The organism is Microbacterium sp. (assembly GCF_047602155.1).
Classification (GTDB): Bacteria; Actinomycetota; Actinomycetes; order Actinomycetales; family Microbacteriaceae; genus Microbacterium.
The window spans coordinates 442,473-462,307 of record NZ_JASGHZ010000001.1 but is presented as its reverse complement, the minus strand read 5'-3'; the positions used below and the strand labels follow the sequence as shown (position 1 = coordinate 462,307).

The following is a 19,835-nucleotide window of genomic DNA, read 5'->3' as shown; positions in this document are numbered from 1 at the left end:
CGTGAGAAACCACTGCAGAAGTGGTTTCTCACGCGCGAAGTGGTTTCTCGCGCGCGGGATGCCGGCTAGGGAGCGAGGCGGGTGGGGCCGCGGAAGAGGTAGGTCACCTCGCGGATCGAGTCCTGGCCGAGCAGCAGCATCAGCACGCGCGCGAGGCCCATGCCGAAGCCGCCGTGCGGCGGTGTGCCGTAGCGGAAGAAGTCGAGGTAGTGCGCGAGACCCTCCAGCTCCAGACCCTTCTCGAGGGCCTGCGCCTCGAGCACCTCGATGCGGTGCTCGCGCTGCGCGCCGGTGGTGATCTCGACGCCCTGGAACAGCAGGTCGTAGCTCTTCGTGAGGCCCGTCTCGGGGTCGCGCATGTGGTAGAACGGCCGGATGCCGGCGTCGTAGTCGGTCACGAACACGAACTGGTGGCCGAAGGTCTCCTGCGCGTGAGCGCAGACGCGACGCTCCGACTCGGGGTCGAGGTCGCCGTCGGTGCGCGGGTTGACATAGCCGGTGGCCGCGACGATCTCACGGGCCGCAGCGAGCGGGATGCGCGGGAAGGGGAGCGTCGGCACGACGACCTCGAGGCCGAACAGCTCCTCGATCTCGGCGCCGTGCTTCTCCTTGACGGCGGCGAAGGCCGCAGCCAGCAGCTCCTCCTGCATGCGTGCGACATCTTCGTGCGAGTCGATCCAGCTGATCTCGGCGTCGACGCTCGTGAACTCTGTGGCGTGCCGGCTCGTGAAGCTCGGGTCGGCGCGGAAGGCATCCGCGATCTCGAACACCTTGCCGAAGCCTGCCGCCTGCGCCATCTGCTTGAAGTGCTGGGGGCTCTGGGAGAGATATGCCGTCTTGTCCTCGAAGTAGGGCACCTCGAACAGCTCGGCGCGCGACTCCGACGGGCTCGCCATGAGCTTCGGGGTGTGGATCTCGATGTAGTCGCGCTCGATCCAGTAGGTGCGCATGGCGTGCTCGAGGGTCGTCTGCACGCGGAAGATGAGGTTGTTGCGGCGCTGGCGCAGGTCGATGAACCGCCAGTCCATGCGCTTGTCGAGGCCGCTGTCGGCCGCGATGGGCGTCTCGGGCAGGGCGGATGCCGCGACCTCGAGCGCGCCGATCTTGATCTCGACGCCGCCGAGCTTGACGCGCTCGTCGTGCGTGAGGTCGCCCGTGACGGTGAGGAACGTGCCCGTGGACAGCTCGGAGATGAGCGCGGTCAGGGCGAGGGCTGCGGCATCCTGCTCGCTGCCGTCTTCGGCGGGGCGCGTCGCCGGGTTGACCAGCTGCACGGCGCCGGTCTCGTCGCGCAGGATGACGAACTGCACTCTCTTCTGATCGCGGACGGTTTCGACCCATCCCGACACCCGGACGGGGCCGTCTTCACGGGACTGCAACTGGCTGACGAGAACGCGTTCACTCACGAGGGTCCAGTCTACGGGGCGGCGTCGGGCTCGCGCGGATGCCGGCATCCTCACCGCGCGGGAACGGGATGCGCGTGGGCGGGCACGCGCCAGAACACGACCTTGGTCAGCTCGGTCGCGGCGCAGTAGACGACGGTCAGCGCGGTCACGAGCCCGACGAGCGACCACGGCGGCACCGACATCTCGAGCAGCCCGCCGAGCGGCGTCAGCACGATCGCGAACGTCACGACGGTCACCGCCGCCGACAGCAGCACGAGCATGCCCGACGGTCGCGAACGCCACGACGGACCGCGCGTGCGCAGCGCGAACACCACGAACACCTCGGTGAGCACCGAGCCGAGGAACCACGCGCTCTGGAACTCCTTCTCGCCGGCGTGGAATCCGACGCGCAGGAGCACGAACGTGATGAGGTCGAACGCCGAGCTGACGACCCCGAACACGATCATGTAGTTGCGGATGAGGTGCATGTTCCAGCGCTGCGGGTGGGCGATCTGCCGCTCGTCGACGTTGTCGGTCGCGATGGCGGTGGCGGGCAGGTCGGTGAGCAGGTTGATCATCAGGATCTGCCCCGCCAGCAACGGCAGGAACGGCAGCACGACCGACGCGATCGCCATCGAGATCATGTTGCCGAAGTTGGCGCTCGTGGTCATGAAGATGTACTTCATCGTGTTCGCGAACGTGCGCCGGCCCTGGCGCATGCCGTCGAGGAGGGCGCCCAGGTCGTTCTCGAGCATGACGATGGATGCCGACTGCGTCGCGACGTCTGCCGCTGCGCGCACCGAGATGCCGACGTCGGCGGCCTTCAGCGCCGGCGCGTCGTTGATGCCGTCGCCGACGTATCCGACGACCGCTCCGGATGCGGCGAGCGCCCGCACGATGCGCTCCTTGTGCCGCGGGCTCGTCTCGCAGAACACCGCGATGCCCCCCGCGCGGGCGCCGAGGGTCTGGTCGTCCCAGGCGTCGAGGTCGGCGCCGGTCGCGATGGCCTTCGTGTCGAGGCCGAGCTCGGCGGCGATGTGCGCGGCGGCCGGGCGGGAATCGCCGGTGATCATGCGCACCGACACCCCGGCCGCGGCGAAGCCGGCGATCGCGGCGGCGGCATCGGGCTTGACCGGGTCGGCGAAGGCGAGCAGGCCCTCCAGGGTAAGGTCGGCCTCGTCGGCGACGGTGACGGCGGATGCCGACGGCATCGGCTTCGTCGCGAGCGCGAGCACCCGCATCCCCTCGCCCGACAGGGTCTCGACGACCGCCTGCACCCCGGGCGTCGCCGCGGCGATCGGCGTCAGCGTGCCGTCCGTGGCGCGCGCCTGCGTGCACACCGCGAGCACGGGGTCGACGGCGCCCTTGGTGATGAGGAGGGGGCCGGCATCCGGCTGATCGACGAGCACGCTGAGGCGTTTGCGGGTGAAGTCGTAAGGCACCTCGCCGGCGGGCTTCGCGCCGCCGAGGTCGAGGTCGTGCGCGGCGGCGGCGATCGCGTCATCGAGGGGGTTGGCGAGTCCGTGCTGCAGCGTCGCGTTGAGGGCCGCGAGGCGCAGCAGAGCCGGGTCGGGGGTGCCGTCGATCGCGACGACGCGGTCGAGGTGGATCGAGCCCTGCGTCATCGTGCCGGTCTTGTCGGTGCACAGCACGCTCATCGCGCCGAAGTCCTCGATGGCGTTGAGGCGTTTGACGATCACGCGGTGCTTCGCGATGGCGCGGGCGCCCTGAGCGAGGCTGATGCCGACGATCGCCGGCAGCAGCTGCGGCGTCAGGCCGACGGCGAGCGACAGCGAGAACAGCGCCGAGTCGACGAGCGGCCGCTGCAGCAGCAGGTTCGCGACGAAGATCAGGACGACCAGCACGACCATGACGCGGGTCAGCAGCAGCCCGAAGCGCGTCATGCCGTGCTCGAACCCGGTCGCGCGCTGCCTCTGGCCGATCGCCGTGACCACCTGCCCGAACTCCGTGTCGCGGCCGGTGGCGACGACGACGGCGCGGCCCGAGCCGCTGGCGACGTGCGTGCCCATGTACAGGACGTTGGCGCGGGCGGCGAGCGCCGTGCCCGCGGGGGAGGGGGCGGGCGTCTTCGCCGCCGGGAAGGTCTCGCCGGTCAGGCTCGACTGGTCGAGCTGCAGGTCGGCGGCGCTCAGCACGAGCGCGTCGGCGGGCAGGATGTCGCCGCCGGAGACCTGGACGACGTCGCCGGGCACGACCTCGTCGAACGGGACGGCGGTGACGGTGCCGCCCCGCACGACGTCCGCCGTCAGCTGCACGCTCGCCAGCAGCCGGTCGATCGCACCGGTGGCGCCGCGCTCCTGCACGAAGTCGAGCAGCCCCGACAGCAGCACGATGACGAGGATGATGACGCTGTCGGTGACGTCGCCGAGGATGCCGGACAGCACTGTCGCACCGATGAGGATCAGCATGATGGGGCTCGTGAACTGCCGCGCCAGCAGCCGCCAGCCGGAGGCGTGAGTGCCCTGCGGCAACGCCCGTGCGCGGGTGGCGGGCAGCTCGGCGGCCGCCGCCGCGGCGCTGAGTCCGTCCGGTCCGGAGGACAGGGATGCCGCGACCTGGGTCGCGGGCTTGGTCCAGGACTCGTCGGTCACGGTGACGATTATGCTCCCGCCGTCTCTCGCCGGGCGCACACTCCCAGCCCGGCCACAGATCGCCGCCGCGTAGACTTGGCGGGTGCCCGCCGATCGCCTCCACCTCGTGCGTCACGGGGAGGTGTTCAACCCCGAGCGCATCCTCTACGGACGGCTGCCCGGCTACGGGCTCAGCGCCGACGGACGCGGCATGGCCCGCGCCGCCGCCGAGCACGTGGGGCGCCTCGACCGGCCCGTCGTCGCCCTCTACGCCTCGCCCCTGCAGCGCACGCGCGAGTCGGCGGAGCCGTTCGCCGAGCTGTTCGGCCTCGACCCGGTCCTCGACGAGCGCCTCATCGAGCCGACCAACGTGTTCGAGGGCAAGCGCATGAAGAAGGCGCTGATGAACCCGCTGAACTGGCGGCATCTGCTGCGGCCGGGCGTCCCCAGCTGGGGCGAGCCGTACGCCGCGATCAGCGCGCGCATGCTGCAGGCGATGGATGCCGCCTGGCAGTCCGCCGACCGCGGTGACGTCGTGCTCGTCAGCCATCAGGCCCCCATCTGGATCACCCACCTCGCCGTCGGCGGCGAGCCGCTGCGCCACGACCCGCGCACCCGCCGGTGCGCCCTGTCGAGCGTCACGACCTTCAAGCGCCGCGAGAACCTCGACTTCCTCGAGATCGGCTACGCCGAGCCCGCCGCCACCAGCGACGCCGTGGATGTGGGGGCGGTATGAAGCGCGCGGCATCCCTTGCGGCTCTGGCGCTGACGCTCGCGCTCGCCGGCTGCACGAACGCGAACGACGGGCTCGCCCAGGACTATCAGCAGGGCGGCGACAAGGGCTACATCTCCGGCGACGGCACCGTGCAGGAGATCGCCGCGGCCGATCGCGGCGACGCGATCGCGTTCACCGGCACCGCTGTCGACGGATCTACGATCTCCAGCGCCGACTACGCGGGCACCGTGCTCGTGCTCAACTTCTGGTACGCCGGCTGCGGCCCCTGCCGCGCCGAGGCGCCCACCCTGGAGTCGACGTACCAGGAGGTGCAGCCCGACGCGACCTTCCTCGGCGTCAACATCTACGACGGCCCCGAGGCGGCGGCGGCGTTCGACGAGACCTACGGCATCAGCTACCCGTCGCTGCTGGCAGCCAAGGATGTCGACCTCAAGCTCGCCTTCGCCGACTGGACGACGCTGTCGAGCACCCCGACGACCCTCGTGCTCGACACGCAGGGCCGCGTCGCGGCCCGCTTCATCGGCCTGGTCAAGAGCGAGTCGATCCTCAAGAGCATCATCCGCGACGTCGTGGCCGAGCAGTAGGCCATGGACAGCGGATCCATCGTCTTCGACGGCGCGCTCTGGCTCGCGCTGCCCATCGCGATGCTCGCCGGGCTCGTGTCGTTCCTCTCGCCGTGCGTGCTGCCGCTCGTGCCGGGCTACCTCGGCTTCCTCGGCGGAGCGGTGGGTGCCGCCGGCGCGGGGCGGGAGGGAGCGGATGCCGCGCACCAACTCCGCAGTTCTGCGCGAACTCCGCAGGATTCGGCGGATGCGGTGCGGAGTTCGCGCTCTTCTGCGGAGTTCGCGACCGCCCGCGGCCGGCTCGTGCTCGGCGTGCTGCTGTTCATCGCCGGCTTCACGGTCGTCTTCGTCGCGATGGGCGTGCTGGCCGGCACCGCCGGGCGCTTCTTCCTCCAGTACGGCGACGTGCTCACCCGCATCCTCGGTGTCGTCGTCATCGGGATGGGCCTCGTCTTCCTCGGCCTGTTCGGGTTCGCGCAGCGCGCCCACAAGCCGCAGGTGCGCAGCGGACTGGGCCTGGTCGGAGCGCCCCTGCTGGGCGTCGCGATGGGCATTGGCTGGGCGCCGTGCATCGGCCCCACCTACACGGCGATCCTCTCCATCTCGCTGACGCAGGCCGACCCGGGCCGGGCCGTGCTGCTGGCGGTGGCGTACTCGCTGGGGCTCGGCATCCCGTTCCTGCTGCTCGCGATCGGCTTCGGCTGGGCGACCCGCTCGGTCGCATTCCTGCGGCGGCATATTCGCGCCGTCAACATCGCCGGCGGCGTGCTGCTGATCGCACTGGGCGTGCTGATGGTGACCGGCCTGTGGACCGATCTCATGTCGCGCGTGGCGGGGGTGATGGGCAGTGTCGAACTCCCGCTCTGACGGTTCGGAGAACGACCCGCTGCGGCCGGCCGATCACGTCGAGTCGACGGCGCAGCCGCAGCTCGGGCCCGTCGGCTGGCTGCGCTGGGTCTGGCGGCAGCTGACCAGCATGCGCACGGCGCTCGTGCTGCTGCTGCTGCTCGCGATCGCCGCCATCCCCGGGTCGATCGTGCCGCAGCGCACGGCCGACCCGAACGGCGTGCTCGACTACAAGGCGAACAACCCCGACCTCTTTCCGATCCTCGACAAGCTGCAGCTGTTCGACGTGTACTCGTCGGCGTGGTTCTCGGCGATCTACATCCTGCTGTTCGTCTCGCTCATCGGCTGCGTCATCCCGCGCACGAAGCACCACTACAAGGCGCTGCGGGCGCGGCCGCCGCGCACCCCCGCCCGGCTGTCGCGGCTCGACGATCACGCCGAGGTCAGCCGGCCCCTTCCGCGGGGGTCGGATGCCGCCGCGATCGACCTCGCGCAGGCGCAGCTGCGCAAGGGCGGCTACCGCGTCGAGCGCTACGACTCGGCGGGTTCGGCATCCGTCTCCGCCGAACGCGGATACCTCCGCGAGACCGGCAACCTCGTCTTCCACGCCGCGCTGGTCGGAGTGCTGCTGTCGGCGGGCATCGGCGGGGGGCTCACCTACACGGGGCAGACGGTGCTCGTGCAGGGCGACAGCTTCGTCAACTCGCTGGGCCTCGGGTACACCTCGTTCAACCCCGGCCGGTTCGTGAACACCGACGCGCTGTCGCCGTACTCGCTCACCCTCGACAGCTTCGACGTCACCTACGTGCCGGTCGGCGAGGCCGGTCAGGGCCAGGCCGGCGACTTCGCCGCGAACCTCACGACGCGCGAGGCGGGCGGTCAGGCGCAGCAGCAGACCGTGCGCGTCAACCACCCGATCGACATGGCCGGCGACCGCATCTATCTCATGGGCAACGGCTACGCCCCGACCATCACGGTGCGAAACCCCGGTGGCGAGGTCGTCTTCCGCGACGACGTCGAGTTCTTGCCGCGGGGGGCGACGATGACCTCGCTCGGCGTCGTGAAGGTTCCCGACGGGCTGAGCGAGCAGATGGGGCTCGTCGGATTCTTCTATCCGACCGCCGCGGAGCAGGAGTCCGGGGCGCTCACCTCGATCTACCCGTCGCTCGTGAACCCTGTGCTCACGCTCGACGTGTACGTCGGCGACCTCGGCATCAACGACGGCACGCCGCGCAACGTCTACGCCCTCGACACGAGCGGCATGACCCAGCTCACCGGTCGCGCCGTCGACGTCGCGTCGCTCGAGCTCGAGCCAGGGCAGACCGTCGACCTGCCGAACGGGCTCGGCACGATCACCTTCGAGGATGCCCGGACGGCCGGTGCCTCCGAGGCCGTCAAACGCTACGTGTCGTTGTCGATCCACCGCGACGTCGGCGCGCCGTTCGTGCTCGGCTTCGCCGTCGTCGCGCTGCTGGGCCTGCTCGCCGCGCTGTTCGTGCCGCGCCGGCGCATGTGGGTCAAGGCCACGCCCGTCGACGGTGCGCTGCGGCTGGAATACGCGGGCCTCGCCCGCGGCGAGGACCCCGCCATCGCCGGTGCCGTCGCCGACCTCGCCCGCGAACACGGCGCCGCGATGGATGCCGCCGGCTTCGCGCCGGCGCCGGCCGAGGAGGCGGCATCCGTCGAGCGGTCCGCAGAACCCGCGCGCGTAGACTGACGGCATGCCCGACGCAGGTCTCTCGCTCGACGACGTCTCCCAGCTGCTGGTGTGGACGGCGGTCGCGATCTACGCGCTCGCCTTCGTCGCGTACGCCGTCGATCTGGCGCGCCGGTCGGACCTCGCGGTGAAGGCGAAGGATGCCGCGGAGGCCCGCGTCCTCGTCGGTGCCGGTGGCGTCGGCTCGATCGACGAACTGCACGCGCAGCAGGCGGTGGCCAAGGCCGAGCTCGAGGCGCCGCTCGCGGACCGTGCACGCTACCTGTGGGCGCGCATCGGCACGTCGCTGACCGTGCTCGGGTTCCTCTTCCACGTCGGCGGCGATCTCCTGCGCGGTATCGCGTCGGGCCGCGTGCCGTGGTCGAACATGTACGAGTTCGCCCTCACCGGCACGATGCTCATCGTCGCCGTGTACCTGCTCGTGCTGGTGAGATACGACCTGCGCTTCCTCGGCACGTTCATCACGGGACTCGTCGTCGTGCTGCTCGGCGGCACGGTCCTCTGGTTCTACACCGCCGTCGTGCCGCTGGCCGACCCGCTCAAGAGCGTGTGGCTCGTCATCCACGTGTTCGTCGCGTCGCTCGCGACCGCCCTGTTCGCGCTGGCGTTCGCGCTGTCGGTGCTGCAACTGCTGCAGCACCGTCGCGAGCGGCTGGCGGTGGCCGCGCTGGATGCCGGGGCATCCGTCGCGGCCACGACCCGCCCGCGGTTCCTGCGCACGCTGCCGTCGGCGGAGGTGCTGGAGTCGCTCGCGTACCGCTTCACGATCATCGGGTTCATCTTCTGGACCTTCACCCTCATCGCGGGATCGATCTGGGCCAACGACGCCTGGGGCCGCTACTGGGGCTTCGATACGAAGGAAGTGTGGACCTTCGTCATCTGGGTGCTCTACGCCGGCTACATCCACGCGCGCGCGACGCGTGGCTGGCGCGGTACCCGCTCGGCGTGGCTCGCCATCGTCGGGTTCTCGGCCGTCATGTTCAACTTCACGATCGTGAACCTCTTCTTCAAGGGGCTGCACGTCTACAGCGGCCTCAACTGACCCGGCGCCCCCGATTCTCGTCGGCATCCAGATAGGGGGCGCGTTCTGCGGCCTCACGCGCCCTGAGACAGCAGTTCGCGCCGCCGATTGCCCTCGTGCAGGTTCCTGCGCGTGGGGGCGGCGCGGGGCGGTCGTCAGGCGAGGGCGGCCGCCAGCAGCGATCGCGTCGACGCGGTGCGGCGGCGGGCGACCACCAGCACGCTCGCGATGACCGCGAGGCCGGCCCAGACGAGCAGCCCGACGAGGCCCGCGGCGACGCCGGATGCCGGGGTGAGGGCGGCGAGCATGGCCGTGTAGGCGGGCATCGTGGGCATGAGGGCGGCCACCTGGGACAGCACGCCCGGCACGGTCGAGACGATGCCGGTCGCCACGGCGAGCACCCCGACGAGCGCCGAGATCCACCGGCCGGCTCCGCCGAAGACGGCCACCAGCGCCTGGTTCACGGCGGCGAACGCGACGCCCGCGACCACGGCCAGCCCGGCGAAGGTCCACCACGCCCCGGCCTCGTAGCCGGCCGCGAACTGCACGACGACCGCGACGAGCAAACCCTGGGCGGCGCCGATGGCGGCGGCGGGGGCGAGGCTGCGGAGCGCAAGCACGACCGACGGGCGGCGCGAGCTCAGCGCGTGACGGGGCACCGCCTGCAGCGCGACGAACGAGGCGAGGCCGCCGAACCACAGGGCGAGCATCGCGAGCAGCGGAATCGCCGAGGCGCCGAACAGGTTCGCGCCGACGCCCTCGGTCTTCACGGGGTTCGCGACGACCGACGCGAGGTCGGTGGCCTGCTGGTCGGTGTACGACGGCAGCGCCGCGACGGCCGTGTCGAGCCCGTCGGCGAGGTCGCCCGTGCCCGACGCGAGCGAGGCGATGCCGTCGGCGAGCGTCTGCGCGCCCTCGCCGAGCTGCGACGCGCCTTCGCCGAGCTGCGTCGCTCCGGTGGACAGGCCGGTCGCCCCGCTCGCCGCCTGGTCGATGCCGCCTGCGACCGTGCCGAGCCCGGACTGCAGGTCGGTTGCCCCGCTCGTGAGCCGATCGACGCCCTGCGCCGTCTGGGTGAGGGCCGTCTGCACCCCCGCGGCGTAGCCCGCGGTGTAGCCGGCGTTCGTCACGGAGTCCTGCACGCCGGCCGCGAGCTGGCCGAGCGCCGTGCACGCGGCGATCTGCTCCGCCGTCGTGGGCGCGGTGCAGCTGTTCTGCGCCAGCAGGGTCTGGTACGTCGTGACGAGCGACTGCGTCGCGGCGGCGGCCTGGTTCGCGTAGGTGACCGTCGTGGCGGCGGTGCCGCCCAGCGTGTTCTCGGCCGTCGAGGTCAGCTGCGCCGACACCTGCGCGAGTCCGTCGGCGAGCGACCCCGCGCCCGTGGCCGACTGCCGTGTGCCGGCGGCGAGCTGCGTGAGCCCGCTCGCCAGCTCGGTGGCGCCGCTCGCGAGGCTCGCTGCCCCGGTGGCGAGCTGCGTCGCCCCGTCGGGGAGCTGCGCCGCGCCGTCGGCGGCCTGCGTCGCCCCGTCCGCGAGCTGGTGCGCGCCGTCTGCGGCCGTGCCGAGCTGGTCGCCGAGGGTCGTGAACCCGACGAAGACGTTCTCCAGGTACGTCGACGACAGCTGCTCGCCGAGGACGGATGCCGCGGTCTGCGCGAGCTGGGCCGTGATGGCGTCGTCCACGATGAGGCTGTCGGGCGAGGTGGTCACCGAGATCGTCGCCTGCTCGGGCGTGCCGCCCGATCCGTCCGACGCGGCGGCGGTCGAGGTCGCGGCGGCGGAGAAGTTCTCCGGGATCGTGATGACGGCGTCGTAGGTGCCGTCGGCGAGGCCGGCGGCGGCATCCGCGGTGTTGGAGATGGTCCAGGTGAGGTTGCTGGCGGCGTCGTCCGAGCCCTCCACGAGCCCCGCCGTCAGCTGCCGGCCGAGCGGGATGTACTGGTCGTTGAGGGTGACCGGCTCGTCGTTGTTGACGATGGCCGCGCGCATGCCGTCGAGGCGCTCGCCCGGGTTGTAGAGCGCCGCGACGAGGATGCCGCCGATCACGACCGGCAGCAGCAGCACGCCGACGAGCGTCAGCCATGTGACGGGGCGGCGCGAGCGCGCGCGTTCGATGGAGAGAGTCATGAGTTCACCTCGGTCGGGTCTGCCGCCACGGCCGGCGCGGCCGTCGTCAGCGCGAGCGAGGTCACGCTGGGGCGGTGCGCGTCGGCGAGCAGCTCGAGGGCGGCGCCCTCGCGCCGCGCGGACGCGACGATGGTCAGGGGCGATGCGGCGTCGCCGCGGCGTCTGCCGCCGGCATCGCGCAGGAGGGCGGCGGCCTGGTCGCGATCGGGCCCGACGAGCGTGTCGAGGCCGTCGATCGCGATGAGCGTCGTGCCGCCGGCCAGGGCCCGCCGCAGCTCGCGCACGGGGTCGGAGGCGCCGTCGAGCAGGGCGACGCCGACGTGTGCGCGCACCCACGCGGCACGGCCGGGCAGAAGATGCCCCGCGACGCGCAGCAGGCCGTCGCTGGGTGTGACGCGCCCGGCGACGGTGAGGACGAACGCGCGTGCCGCGCGCGGGTCGGCCGCTGTGACGACGAGCGTGTCGCCGTGGCCCAGGCGCACGGTGGCGCCGCCGAACAGCTCGACCTCGCCGATGCCGCGTCCGCCGTCGGCGCGCACCGCGAGCCCTTCGGCCGCGAGCGGCGCGCGCGAGTCGGGCTCGGGCCAGTCGGCCAGGGCGAGCTCGCGTTCGACGGCCTCGCCCTCGATGTCGAAGTGGGGGAGGACGCGGTCGAGCCAGGCCGGCATCCACCACGCCTTGTCGGCCAGCAGTGCCATGACGGCGGGGACGAGCGTCATCCGCACGACGAACGCGTCGACCGCGATGCCGACGGCGAGCCCCAGCGCGATCGGCTTGATCGACGCGTCGCCCTCGGGGACGAACGCCGCGAACACGGCGAACATGATGACGGCGGCGGCCGTGACGACGCGTGCGGATGCCGTGAAGCCGCTGCGCACGGCGTTCACCGCCAGCGCGCGGGCATCGACCTTCTCGCCCGCCTGTTCGGCGCGGCGCTTGGCGTGCACGAAGTCTTCGCGCATGCGCGAGACGAGGAACACCTCGTAGTCCATCGCGAGCCCGAACAGCACGCCCATGAGGATGATCGGCATGAAGGAGATGACGGGGCCGGTGCGGGCGACGTGCAGCAGGTCGGCGAACCAGCCCCACTCGAACACGGCGGCCACGACGCCGAAGGCGGCGAGGATCGACAGCAGGTATCCGACGGCGGCCTTGATCGGCACCCAGATCGAGCGGAACACGATCATCAGGAGGACGAGCGACAGGCCCACCACGAACAGCCCGAACGGCAGCAGGGCGGCGCCGAGCCGGTCGGAGATGTCGATGCCGACGGCCGTGAACCCCGTCACCTTGAGATCGACGCCGTACTTCTCCAGCCACTCGTCGTGGTGCGCGCGCAGTTCGCGCACGAGGTCGGCGGTGGCGGGGTCGTCGGGCGCCGTCGTCGGCACGACCTGGACGAGGCCGGTGTCGGCGGTCTCGTTCGGGGTCGCGAGGGCGACGCGCTCGACGCCCGGGATCTGCTCGATCTCGGCCTTCAGGTCGGCCATGAGCCCGAGCGGGTCGGTCGAGGTGACGATCGTCCCGGCCACGATGAGCGGGCCGTTCGAGCCGGGGCCGAAGTGCTCCGCCGTGAGGTCATAGGCCTGGCGGGCTTCGCTGCTCTCCGGCTGCACGCCCGCGTTGGGCAGGGCCAGGTGCAGGCTCGCCGCCGGGATCGCGACGACGGCGAGCCCCGCCACGACGGCGATCGTCGTGACGACCGGATGCCGGGTGACGGCGCCGACCCAGCGTGTCGCGAAGCCGGGGCGCTCACCGCGTTTCGTCTCGCTCGCTGCGCTCGCTCGCTCAACGGCCGGGACCGATGCCTCGCCGGCGCTGTCCCCGGAGGTCTCGCGGGCGCCTGCACCCCTGGTCGTTGAGCGAGCGGAGCGAGACGAAACGCCCCGACCTCGACGCGGCCGGCCGGCGACGCGGCCCCTCGCGAAGCCGAGCAGGGCGGGGGTGAGCGTGACGGCCACGACGACGGCGATCGCGACGGCGACGGAGGCGGCGATGCCCATCGTCGTCAGGAACGGGATGCCGGCGAAGCTCAGCCCGATCAGGGCGATGAGCACGGTCACGCCGGCGAACACGACCGCCGAGCCGGCGGTGCCGGTGGCGCGCGCGGCCGATTCCTCGGGCTCGATGCCGGCGCGCACCTGGTCTTGATGTCGCGCGACGATGAACAGGGCGTAGTCGATGCCGACCGCGAGCCCGAGCATGACCGCCAGCATCGGCGTCGTCGACGAGACCTGCGCGAACGCCGTCGCGACGTAGATGAGGGCGACCGCGAGCCCGACGCCGATGAGGGCGCTCGCGAGCGGGAACCACGCCACCGCGATCGAGCGGAACGCGACGATCAGGACGAACAGCGCGATGAGGATGCCGACGGCTTCGGTGAGCGAGAGGGCAGGCACCGACTGCGAGAAGAGGTCGCCGCCGATCGCGACCTGCGACCCGCTCGGCATGGCGTCCCGCACCGATTCGGCGACATCGCGCAGGGCGGTCTTCGTCTCGGCCGACACCGACGTGGACTGCCCGTCGAACTGCAGGCGGATGATGGCGGCCTGCCCGTCGTCGGAGACGAGCCCCGTCACCGACTCGTCGAAGGGGTTCGTGACGGCGATGACGCCGTCGACGGCCTCGAACTCGTCGATCGCGTCGGCCACGACCGATGCGGAGGGCTCGGCATCCACTCTGTCGCCGTCGGGGGCGACGACCACGAGCTGCGCGCTCGTGCCGCTGGCCTGCGGGAAGGTGCGATCGAGCAGCGCGATGCCCTCTTGCGCCTCGGTGCCGGGGATCGTGAAGGCGTTGTCGGTGCCCTTCATGAACAGGGCGGCCCCGCCGCCGGCGAGGGTGAGCAGCAGCAGCCACGCCACGAGCACGCGCCACGGGTGACGGTACGACCAGCGGCCAAGGGATGCGAGCAGTGTGGACACGGAAACTCCGGAAGTCGATTCAACAGGTTTCGATACAACACTGTATCCGATACATAGGTGTATCGTAAGACGTCGGGTGACGCAAGTCTTCGAGAATGCTGGATGCGCAGAGGGGAGCAGCAATGAGCGATGTGACGAGCCGTCCCGGTTCACGTCGGCGCGAGCAGACGCGTGGCCGGCTGCTGCAGGCCGCGCACGAGCTATTCGCCGAGGTCGGGATGGATGCGGCATCCGTCGAGGCGATCTGCGAGCGCGCGGGGTTCACGCGCGGCGCGTTCTACTCCAACTTCGAGTCGAAGGACGACCTGTTCCTCGCCCTCATCGCCCACCTCGCCGAGGAGAAGCTCGACGAGGTCGACGGGCGGGTCCGCGACCTGCCGCCGGGGGGACCGGCCGACGTGTCGACGCTCGTGCGGCAGGTGATGGGGGCGTCGTTCAGCGAGCGGATGGAGCCGCAACTGGCGGCGGAGCTGCGCACCCAGGCGCTGCGCGACCCGCGGCTGGCGGCCGCCTACCTCGCGTGGCAGGAGGCCGTGCGGGGACGCGTCGCGGGGATTATCGGGTCGGTCGTGCAGGCCTACGGCCTGCGGTTGCGGGTGTCGGTCGACGAGGCGGCGCAGCTGTTTCTCGACGTCTCCGACGACACGTGCGCGCTCGCGACGCTCGAGGGCCACCCCGCCGCCGAGGTGACCGAGCGCATCCACAGCCGCCTCGAGGCCCTCGTCGCCCTGATCGTCGCCACCCCCTGACCCCGCCCGCCCCTTTCGCCCCGCCCGCGTTCGCGAAACCTCACAAATGTCCGCGACACGCCGTGCCGCGGCCCCCAGAGCGCGACATTTGCGAGGTTTCGCGAGACCTCACAGATGTCGGCGACACGCCGTGTTGAGGCGCCCGAAGCGGGACATTTGTGAGGTTTCGCGGGCGTGGGGAAGGGTCAGAGGAGGCGGTGGCAGCGCTGAAGGCGGGCGAGCCACCAGTCGCGGCGGTCGGCGGATGCCGCGTGCTCGCGCAGGAGCGCGGGGTCGGGCTCGACGCGGCCGACCGGGAGGGAGCCGGCATCCGGGCGCAGGGGTTGCGCCGTGACGTCGGCGGCCAGCAGCGACGCGGTGCCCAGGCCGCAGTCGTAGGGCAGGTCAGGGAGGGCCGCCGCCAGGGCGACCCCCATCGACAGCCCGATGCTCGTGTCGAGGGCGCTGGAGACGACGGCGGGAAGGCCCGCCGCGGCGATGCCCAGCGCCCGGTGCACGCCGCCGAGCGGCTGCGCCTTGACGACGACGATGTCCGCCGCGCCCGAGCGGGCGACGGCAAGGGGATCGGCGGCCTTGCGCACGCTCTCGTCGGCGGCGACCGGGATGTCCCAGTCGTGCAGCCGAGAGCGCAGCTGCGCCAGTTCGTCGACCGATGCGCACGGCTGCTCCAGGTACTCCAGGTCGAACCCGGCGAGGGCGTGCACGGCGTGCTCTGCCTCATCCACGTTCCAACCGCCGTTCGCGTCGAGGCGGATGCGGCCCTCCGGCCCCATCCCCGCGCGCACGGCGCGCACGCGCGCGACGTCGTCGGCGAGCGACTGTCCGCGCTCGGCGACCTTGACCTTGGCGGTGCGGCATCCGTCGAAGCGGGCGAGCACGGCCGGCACGTCGTCCGGTGCGACCGCCGGCACGGTCGCGTTCACCGGGATGCGCGCGCGCAGCGGTGCGGGCTGTGGATGCCACCCGAACTCGATCGCCGCGGCGAGCCACACGGCGGCCTCGGGGTCGTCGTACTCGACGAAGGGCGAGAACTCGGTCCACCCCTCCGGCCCTTCGAACAGCAGGGCTTCGCGGTGGTCGACGCCGCGGAAGCGGGTGACCAGCGGGAGCGAGACGACGTGTGCCGTCGCGAGGAGGTCGGGCAACGGCGGCGGGCCGGACACGTGCGGGGTGTTCACGGCATCCATCCTGCCGGTCGCGCGTGCCAATGACAGGGTGAATCGACCTTTGCGGTGGCTTCGTGGCCCAGAAATCGCGATCCACCCTGCATCTGGCACAGGGACGAACGGAGGGGCCGCGGTGTCGATGCGTGGGAGAATCGGCTGGTGACCCGGACCCGCACCGAACCCCGCTTCGCCCTCGACATCGACGGCGTGCCGCGGACCGCTCGCGCGCAGGCGCTGCTCGATGCGCTCGCCGACCGGGTCGTCATCGCCGACGGAGCGATGGGCACGATGCTGCAGCGGTACGAGCCGACCCTCGACGACTACCGGCAGCTCGAGGGCTGCAACGAGATCCTGAACGTCTCGCGGCCCGACATGATCGCCGCGATCCACGACGACTACCTCGCGACCGGAATCGACGCGATCGAGACCAACACGTTCGGCGCGAACTGGTCGAACCTGTCCGACTACGGCATCGACGACCGCATCCACGAGCTCGCCGCGGCCGGGGCCCGCATCGCGCGCGAGCGCGTCGAGGCGGCCGAGGCCGCCGACGGACGGATGCGGTGGGTGCTCGGCTCGATCGGACCCGGCACGAAGCTGCCGAGCCTCGGGCACACGACCTACGCGCACCTCAAGGAGACCTTCGCCCTCCAGGCCGAGGGGCTCATCGACGGCGGGGCGGATGCGTTCCTCGTCGAGACGTCACAGGATCTGCTGCAGACGAAGGCGGCCGTCAACGGCTGCAAGCTGGCGTCTGTGACCCGCGGCATCCGGCTGCCGATCTTCGTCGAGGTCACCGTCGAGACGACCGGCACGATGCTGATGGGGTCGGAGATCGGCGCCGCGCTCACGGCGCTCGAACCCCTCGGCGTCGACGCGATCGGCCTGAACTGCGCCACCGGTCCCGCCGAGATGAGCGAGCACCTGCGGCACCTGTCGAAGCACTCGCCCGTGGCGATCGCGTGCATGCCCAACGCGGGCCTTCCGGTGCTCACCGCCGACGGCGCGCACTACCCGCTGACGCCCGCCGAGCTCGCGACGGCCCACGAGCAGTTCGTCCGCGAGTTCGGTGTGGGCCTCGTCGGCGGATGCTGCGGCACCACCCCCGAGCACCTCGCCGCCGTCGTGCAGCGGCTGCGCCCCGCCGCCTCGTCCCCCGCCGCGTCCGCCGCGTGCGCCGCGCCCGCCGAGAAACCACAAACCGCACGAGAAACCAGCGCAGAGGTGGTTTCTCACGCAGGAAGTGGTTTCTCGCGGGCGGGAGCGGGGGCCGGCGCGGGCGCGGGGGCGGGGGAGCCTGAGCGGGGGGTTGCGAGCCTCTACCAGCACGTGCCGTTTCGGCAGGATGCCTCGTACCTCGCGATCGGCGAGCGCACCAACGCGAACGGGTCGAAGGCGTTCCGTGAGGCGATGCTGGAGGGCCGCTGGGACGACTGCGTCGAGATCGCCCGGGGTCAGACCCGCGTCGGCGCGCACCTGCTCGACGTGTGCGTCGACTACGTCGGGCGCGACGGCGTCGCCGACGTCCGCGAGGTCGTGTCGCGGCTCGCCTCGGCATCCACCCTGCCGCTCGTGATCGACTCCACCGAGCCCGCCGTCATCCAGGCGGGGCTCGAACTGATCGGCGGCCGACCCGTCGTCAACTCGGTCAACTACGAGGACGGGGATGGGCCGGCATCCCGCTTCGGTCGCATCATGCCGCTCGTGAAAGAACATGGCACCGCCGTCGTCGCCCTGACGATCGACGAGCAGGGTCAGGCGCGCACCGCGCCCGACAAACTGCGCATCGCCTCGCGCCTCGTCGACGAACTCGTCGGCCAGTGGGGGATGCGGGTCGAGGACATCATCGTCGACTGCCTCACGTTTCCCATCGCGACCGGCCAGGAGGAGACCCGGCGCGACGCGATCGAGACGATCGAGGCGATTCGCGCGCTGGTCGCGAAGTATCCCGGCATCCAGACGACGCTGGGCGTGTCGAACGTGTCGTTCGGGCTGAACCCGGCGGCGCGGTCGGTGCTCAACTCCGTCTTCCTGCACGAGGCGACGCAGGCCGGGCTCACGAGTGGCATCATCGACGCGGCGAAGATCGTGCCGCTCGCCTCGCTTCCGGACGAGCAGCGCAAGGTCGCCCTCGACCTCGTCTGGGACCGCCGCGAATACGACGCCGACGGCACCGTGACCTACGACCCGCTCGCCGTCATGCTCGACCTGTTCGCCGGGGTCGACACGGCGGCGCTGCGCGACCAGCGTGCCGCCGAGCTCGCGGCGCTCCCGGTGGGGGAGCGCCTGGAACGGCGCATCATCGACGGCGAGGCGAAGGGGCTCGAGGCCGACCTCGACCTCGCGCGTGCGGGCGGCCTGAGCCCGCTCGCGATCATCAACGACCATCTGCTGGAGGGCATGAAGGTCGTCGGCGAGCGGTTCGGCTCGGGGCAGATGCAGCTGCCGTTCGTGCTGCAGTCGGCCGAGGTCATGAAGTCGGCGGTCGCATTCCTCGAACCGCATATGGAGCGCACCGACGAGGCGGGCAAGGGCACGATCGTGCTGGGCACCGTGCGCGGCGACGTGCACGACATCGGCAAGAACCTCGTCGACATCATCCTCACCAACAACGGCTACACGGTGATCAACCTCGGCATCAAGCAGCCGATCGCCGACATCATCGCCGCCGCCGAGGAGCACGACGCCGACGTCATCGGCATGAGCGGACTGCTCGTGAAGTCGACCGTCGTCATGAAGGAGAACCTCCTCGAACTCCAGTCGCGGGGGCTCGCCCGCCGGTGGCCGGTGCTGCTGGGCGGCGCGGCGCTGACCCGCGCCTACGTCGAAGACGACCTGGCGGGCCTGTTCGACGGAGAGGTGCGCTACGCCAAGGATGCCTTCGAGGGGCTCGCCCTCATGGAACCGCTCGTGCGCATCGCGCGCGGCGAGGCGAGGGATGCCGTGGGCCTTCCGCCCCTGAAAAAGCGCATCCACGCCGCCGGTTCGCGCCTGACGCTCACCGAGCCCGACGCGATGCCCACGCGCTCCGACGTCGCCCTCGACAACCCGGTGCCCGCGCCGCCGTTGTGGGGAACGCGGATCGTGCGTGGCATCGCCCTGGCCGACTACGCGGCGTACCTCGACGAGCGGGCGACGTTCATGGGCCAGTGGGGGCTCAAGCCCGGCCGGGGGGAGGACGGACTGTCGTACGAGCAGCTCGTCGAGACCGAGGGGCGCCCGCGGCTGCGGTACTGGCTCGACCGCATCCTCGCCGAGGGGATGCTCGACGCCTCCGTCGCGTACGGCTACTTCCCGGTGGTGTCCGAGGGCGATGACGTCGTCGTGCTTCACCACGGGGATGACCCCGCGGGGGTGCTCGGCGTGCCCGGGCTGCTCGCGCCGGACGGCGGGTCGGGTGGCGCGCTCGGCACCGATCGGCTGCGCTTCCACTTCCCGCGGCAGCGCCGCGACCGGCACCTGTGCCTGGCCGATTTCGTGCGCTCGCGTGAGTCGGGCGTCGTCGACGTGCTGCCCGTGCAGCTCGTCACGGCGGGGGCCGCGATCGACGCCGTGACGGCGAAGCTGTTCGCCGAGGACAAGTACCGCGACTACTACGAGCTCAACGGCCTGGTGATGCAGCTGACCGAGGCGCTCGCCGAGTTCTGGCATGCCCGCATCCGGTCGGAGCTCGGCTTCGCCGCCGAAGACCCGACCGACACCGCGGGGCTGTTCAAGCTCGAGTACCGCGGTGCGCGCTTCTCGCTCGGCTATCCGGCCTGCCCCGACATGGAGGACCGCCGCAAGGTCGTCGAGCTGCTGCGCCCGGAGCGCATGGGCGTCGAGCTGAGCGACGAACTGCAGCTGCACCCCGAGCAGTCCACCGACGCGTTCGTCTTCCACCACCCCGAGGCGAAGTACTTCTCGGTCTGAGGGTGCCGGTGTCAGTTTCTGAGGAGATCGACGAATCCTGAGGATGAAATCGCGGCATCCCGTCCTCGCGAACCCCCGATCTCCTCAAAAAGCTGCGCG

12 protein-coding genes are annotated in these 19,835 nt (G+C 71.5%); 7 read left to right on the top strand and 5 right to left on the bottom strand.

From position 1 onward, the window contains the following. Positions 1-65: 65 nt before the first annotated feature. On the bottom strand, positions 66-1,406 hold the full coding sequence (gene aspS / locus QM720_RS02215) for an aspartate--tRNA(Asn) ligase (protein ID WP_415124534.1): 1,341 nt from the start codon (positions 1,404-1,406) through the stop codon (positions 66-68). Between the two features lie 50 nt (positions 1,407-1,456). Beyond that, positions 1,457-3,997 carry a magnesium-translocating P-type ATPase gene (gene mgtA, locus QM720_RS02210; protein WP_415124533.1) on the bottom strand — a complete coding sequence of 847 codons (2,541 nt, stop codon included), beginning with the start codon at positions 3,995-3,997 and terminating at the stop codon, positions 1,457-1,459. 82 nt (positions 3,998-4,079) lie between these two features. On the opposite strand from mgtA, the gene QM720_RS02205 reads away from it, so the two are divergent. The 5 genes from QM720_RS02205 to ccsB are packed head-to-tail and all read left to right on the top strand — an operon-like array spanning position 4,080 to position 8,880. Beyond that, positions 4,080-4,712 carry a histidine phosphatase family protein gene (locus QM720_RS02205; protein WP_415124532.1) on the top strand — a complete coding sequence of 211 codons (633 nt, stop codon included), beginning with the start codon at positions 4,080-4,082 and terminating at the stop codon, positions 4,710-4,712. After that, positions 4,709-5,296: a TlpA family protein disulfide reductase gene (locus QM720_RS02200; RefSeq protein ID WP_415124531.1), complete on the top strand. Its 588-nt coding sequence runs from the start codon at positions 4,709-4,711 to the stop codon at positions 5,294-5,296. The genes QM720_RS02205 and QM720_RS02200 overlap by 4 nt, the downstream gene beginning before the upstream one ends. A gap of 3 nt (positions 5,297-5,299) precedes the next feature. Continuing rightward, a complete protein-coding gene (locus QM720_RS02195; RefSeq protein ID WP_415124530.1) occupies positions 5,300-6,142 on the top strand; it encodes a cytochrome c biogenesis CcdA family protein in 843 nt (280 codons plus the stop codon). Next, positions 6,123-7,838 carry a cytochrome c biogenesis protein ResB gene (locus tag QM720_RS02190; RefSeq protein WP_415124529.1) on the top strand — a complete coding sequence of 572 codons (1,716 nt, stop codon included), beginning with the start codon at positions 6,123-6,125 and terminating at the stop codon, positions 7,836-7,838. The genes QM720_RS02195 and QM720_RS02190 overlap by 20 nt, the downstream gene beginning before the upstream one ends. 4 nt (positions 7,839-7,842) lie before the next feature. Continuing rightward, entirely contained in the window at positions 7,843-8,880 is a 1,038-nt protein-coding gene (ccsB, locus tag QM720_RS02185) for a c-type cytochrome biogenesis protein CcsB (RefSeq protein WP_415124528.1), read from the top strand. 134 nt (positions 8,881-9,014) lie between these two features. On the opposite strand, the gene QM720_RS02180 is transcribed toward ccsB, so the two are convergent. Further along, the gene (locus QM720_RS02180) at positions 9,015-10,985 is read right to left on the bottom strand and encodes a YhgE/Pip family protein (RefSeq protein WP_415124527.1); all 1,971 of its coding nucleotides are present in this window, start codon (positions 10,983-10,985) and stop codon (positions 9,015-9,017) included. Continuing rightward, positions 10,982-13,909, bottom strand: coding sequence for an MMPL family transporter (locus QM720_RS02175; RefSeq protein ID WP_415124526.1), 2,928 nt, complete (start codon positions 13,907-13,909; stop codon positions 10,982-10,984). The genes QM720_RS02180 and QM720_RS02175 overlap by 4 nt, the downstream gene beginning before the upstream one ends. 122 nt (positions 13,910-14,031) lie before the next feature. Between QM720_RS02175 and QM720_RS02170 the strand changes: the two genes are divergently transcribed. Continuing rightward, on the top strand, positions 14,032-14,658 hold the full coding sequence (locus tag QM720_RS02170; RefSeq protein ID WP_415124525.1) for a TetR/AcrR family transcriptional regulator: 627 nt from the start codon (positions 14,032-14,034) through the stop codon (positions 14,656-14,658). 185 nt (positions 14,659-14,843) lie between these two features. On the opposite strand, the gene QM720_RS02165 is transcribed toward QM720_RS02170, so the two are convergent. Continuing rightward, entirely contained in the window at positions 14,844-15,845 is a 1,002-nt protein-coding gene (locus QM720_RS02165; protein WP_415127775.1) for an o-succinylbenzoate synthase, read from the bottom strand. Positions 15,846-15,983: 138 nt separating this feature from the next. Here QM720_RS02165 and QM720_RS02160 point away from each other — a divergent pair, with 138 nt between their 5' ends. After that, complete coding sequence (locus QM720_RS02160) at positions 15,984-19,736, top strand: homocysteine S-methyltransferase family protein (RefSeq protein ID WP_415124524.1); 3,753 nt, start codon at positions 15,984-15,986, stop codon at positions 19,734-19,736. Positions 19,737-19,835 lie beyond the last annotated feature (99 nt).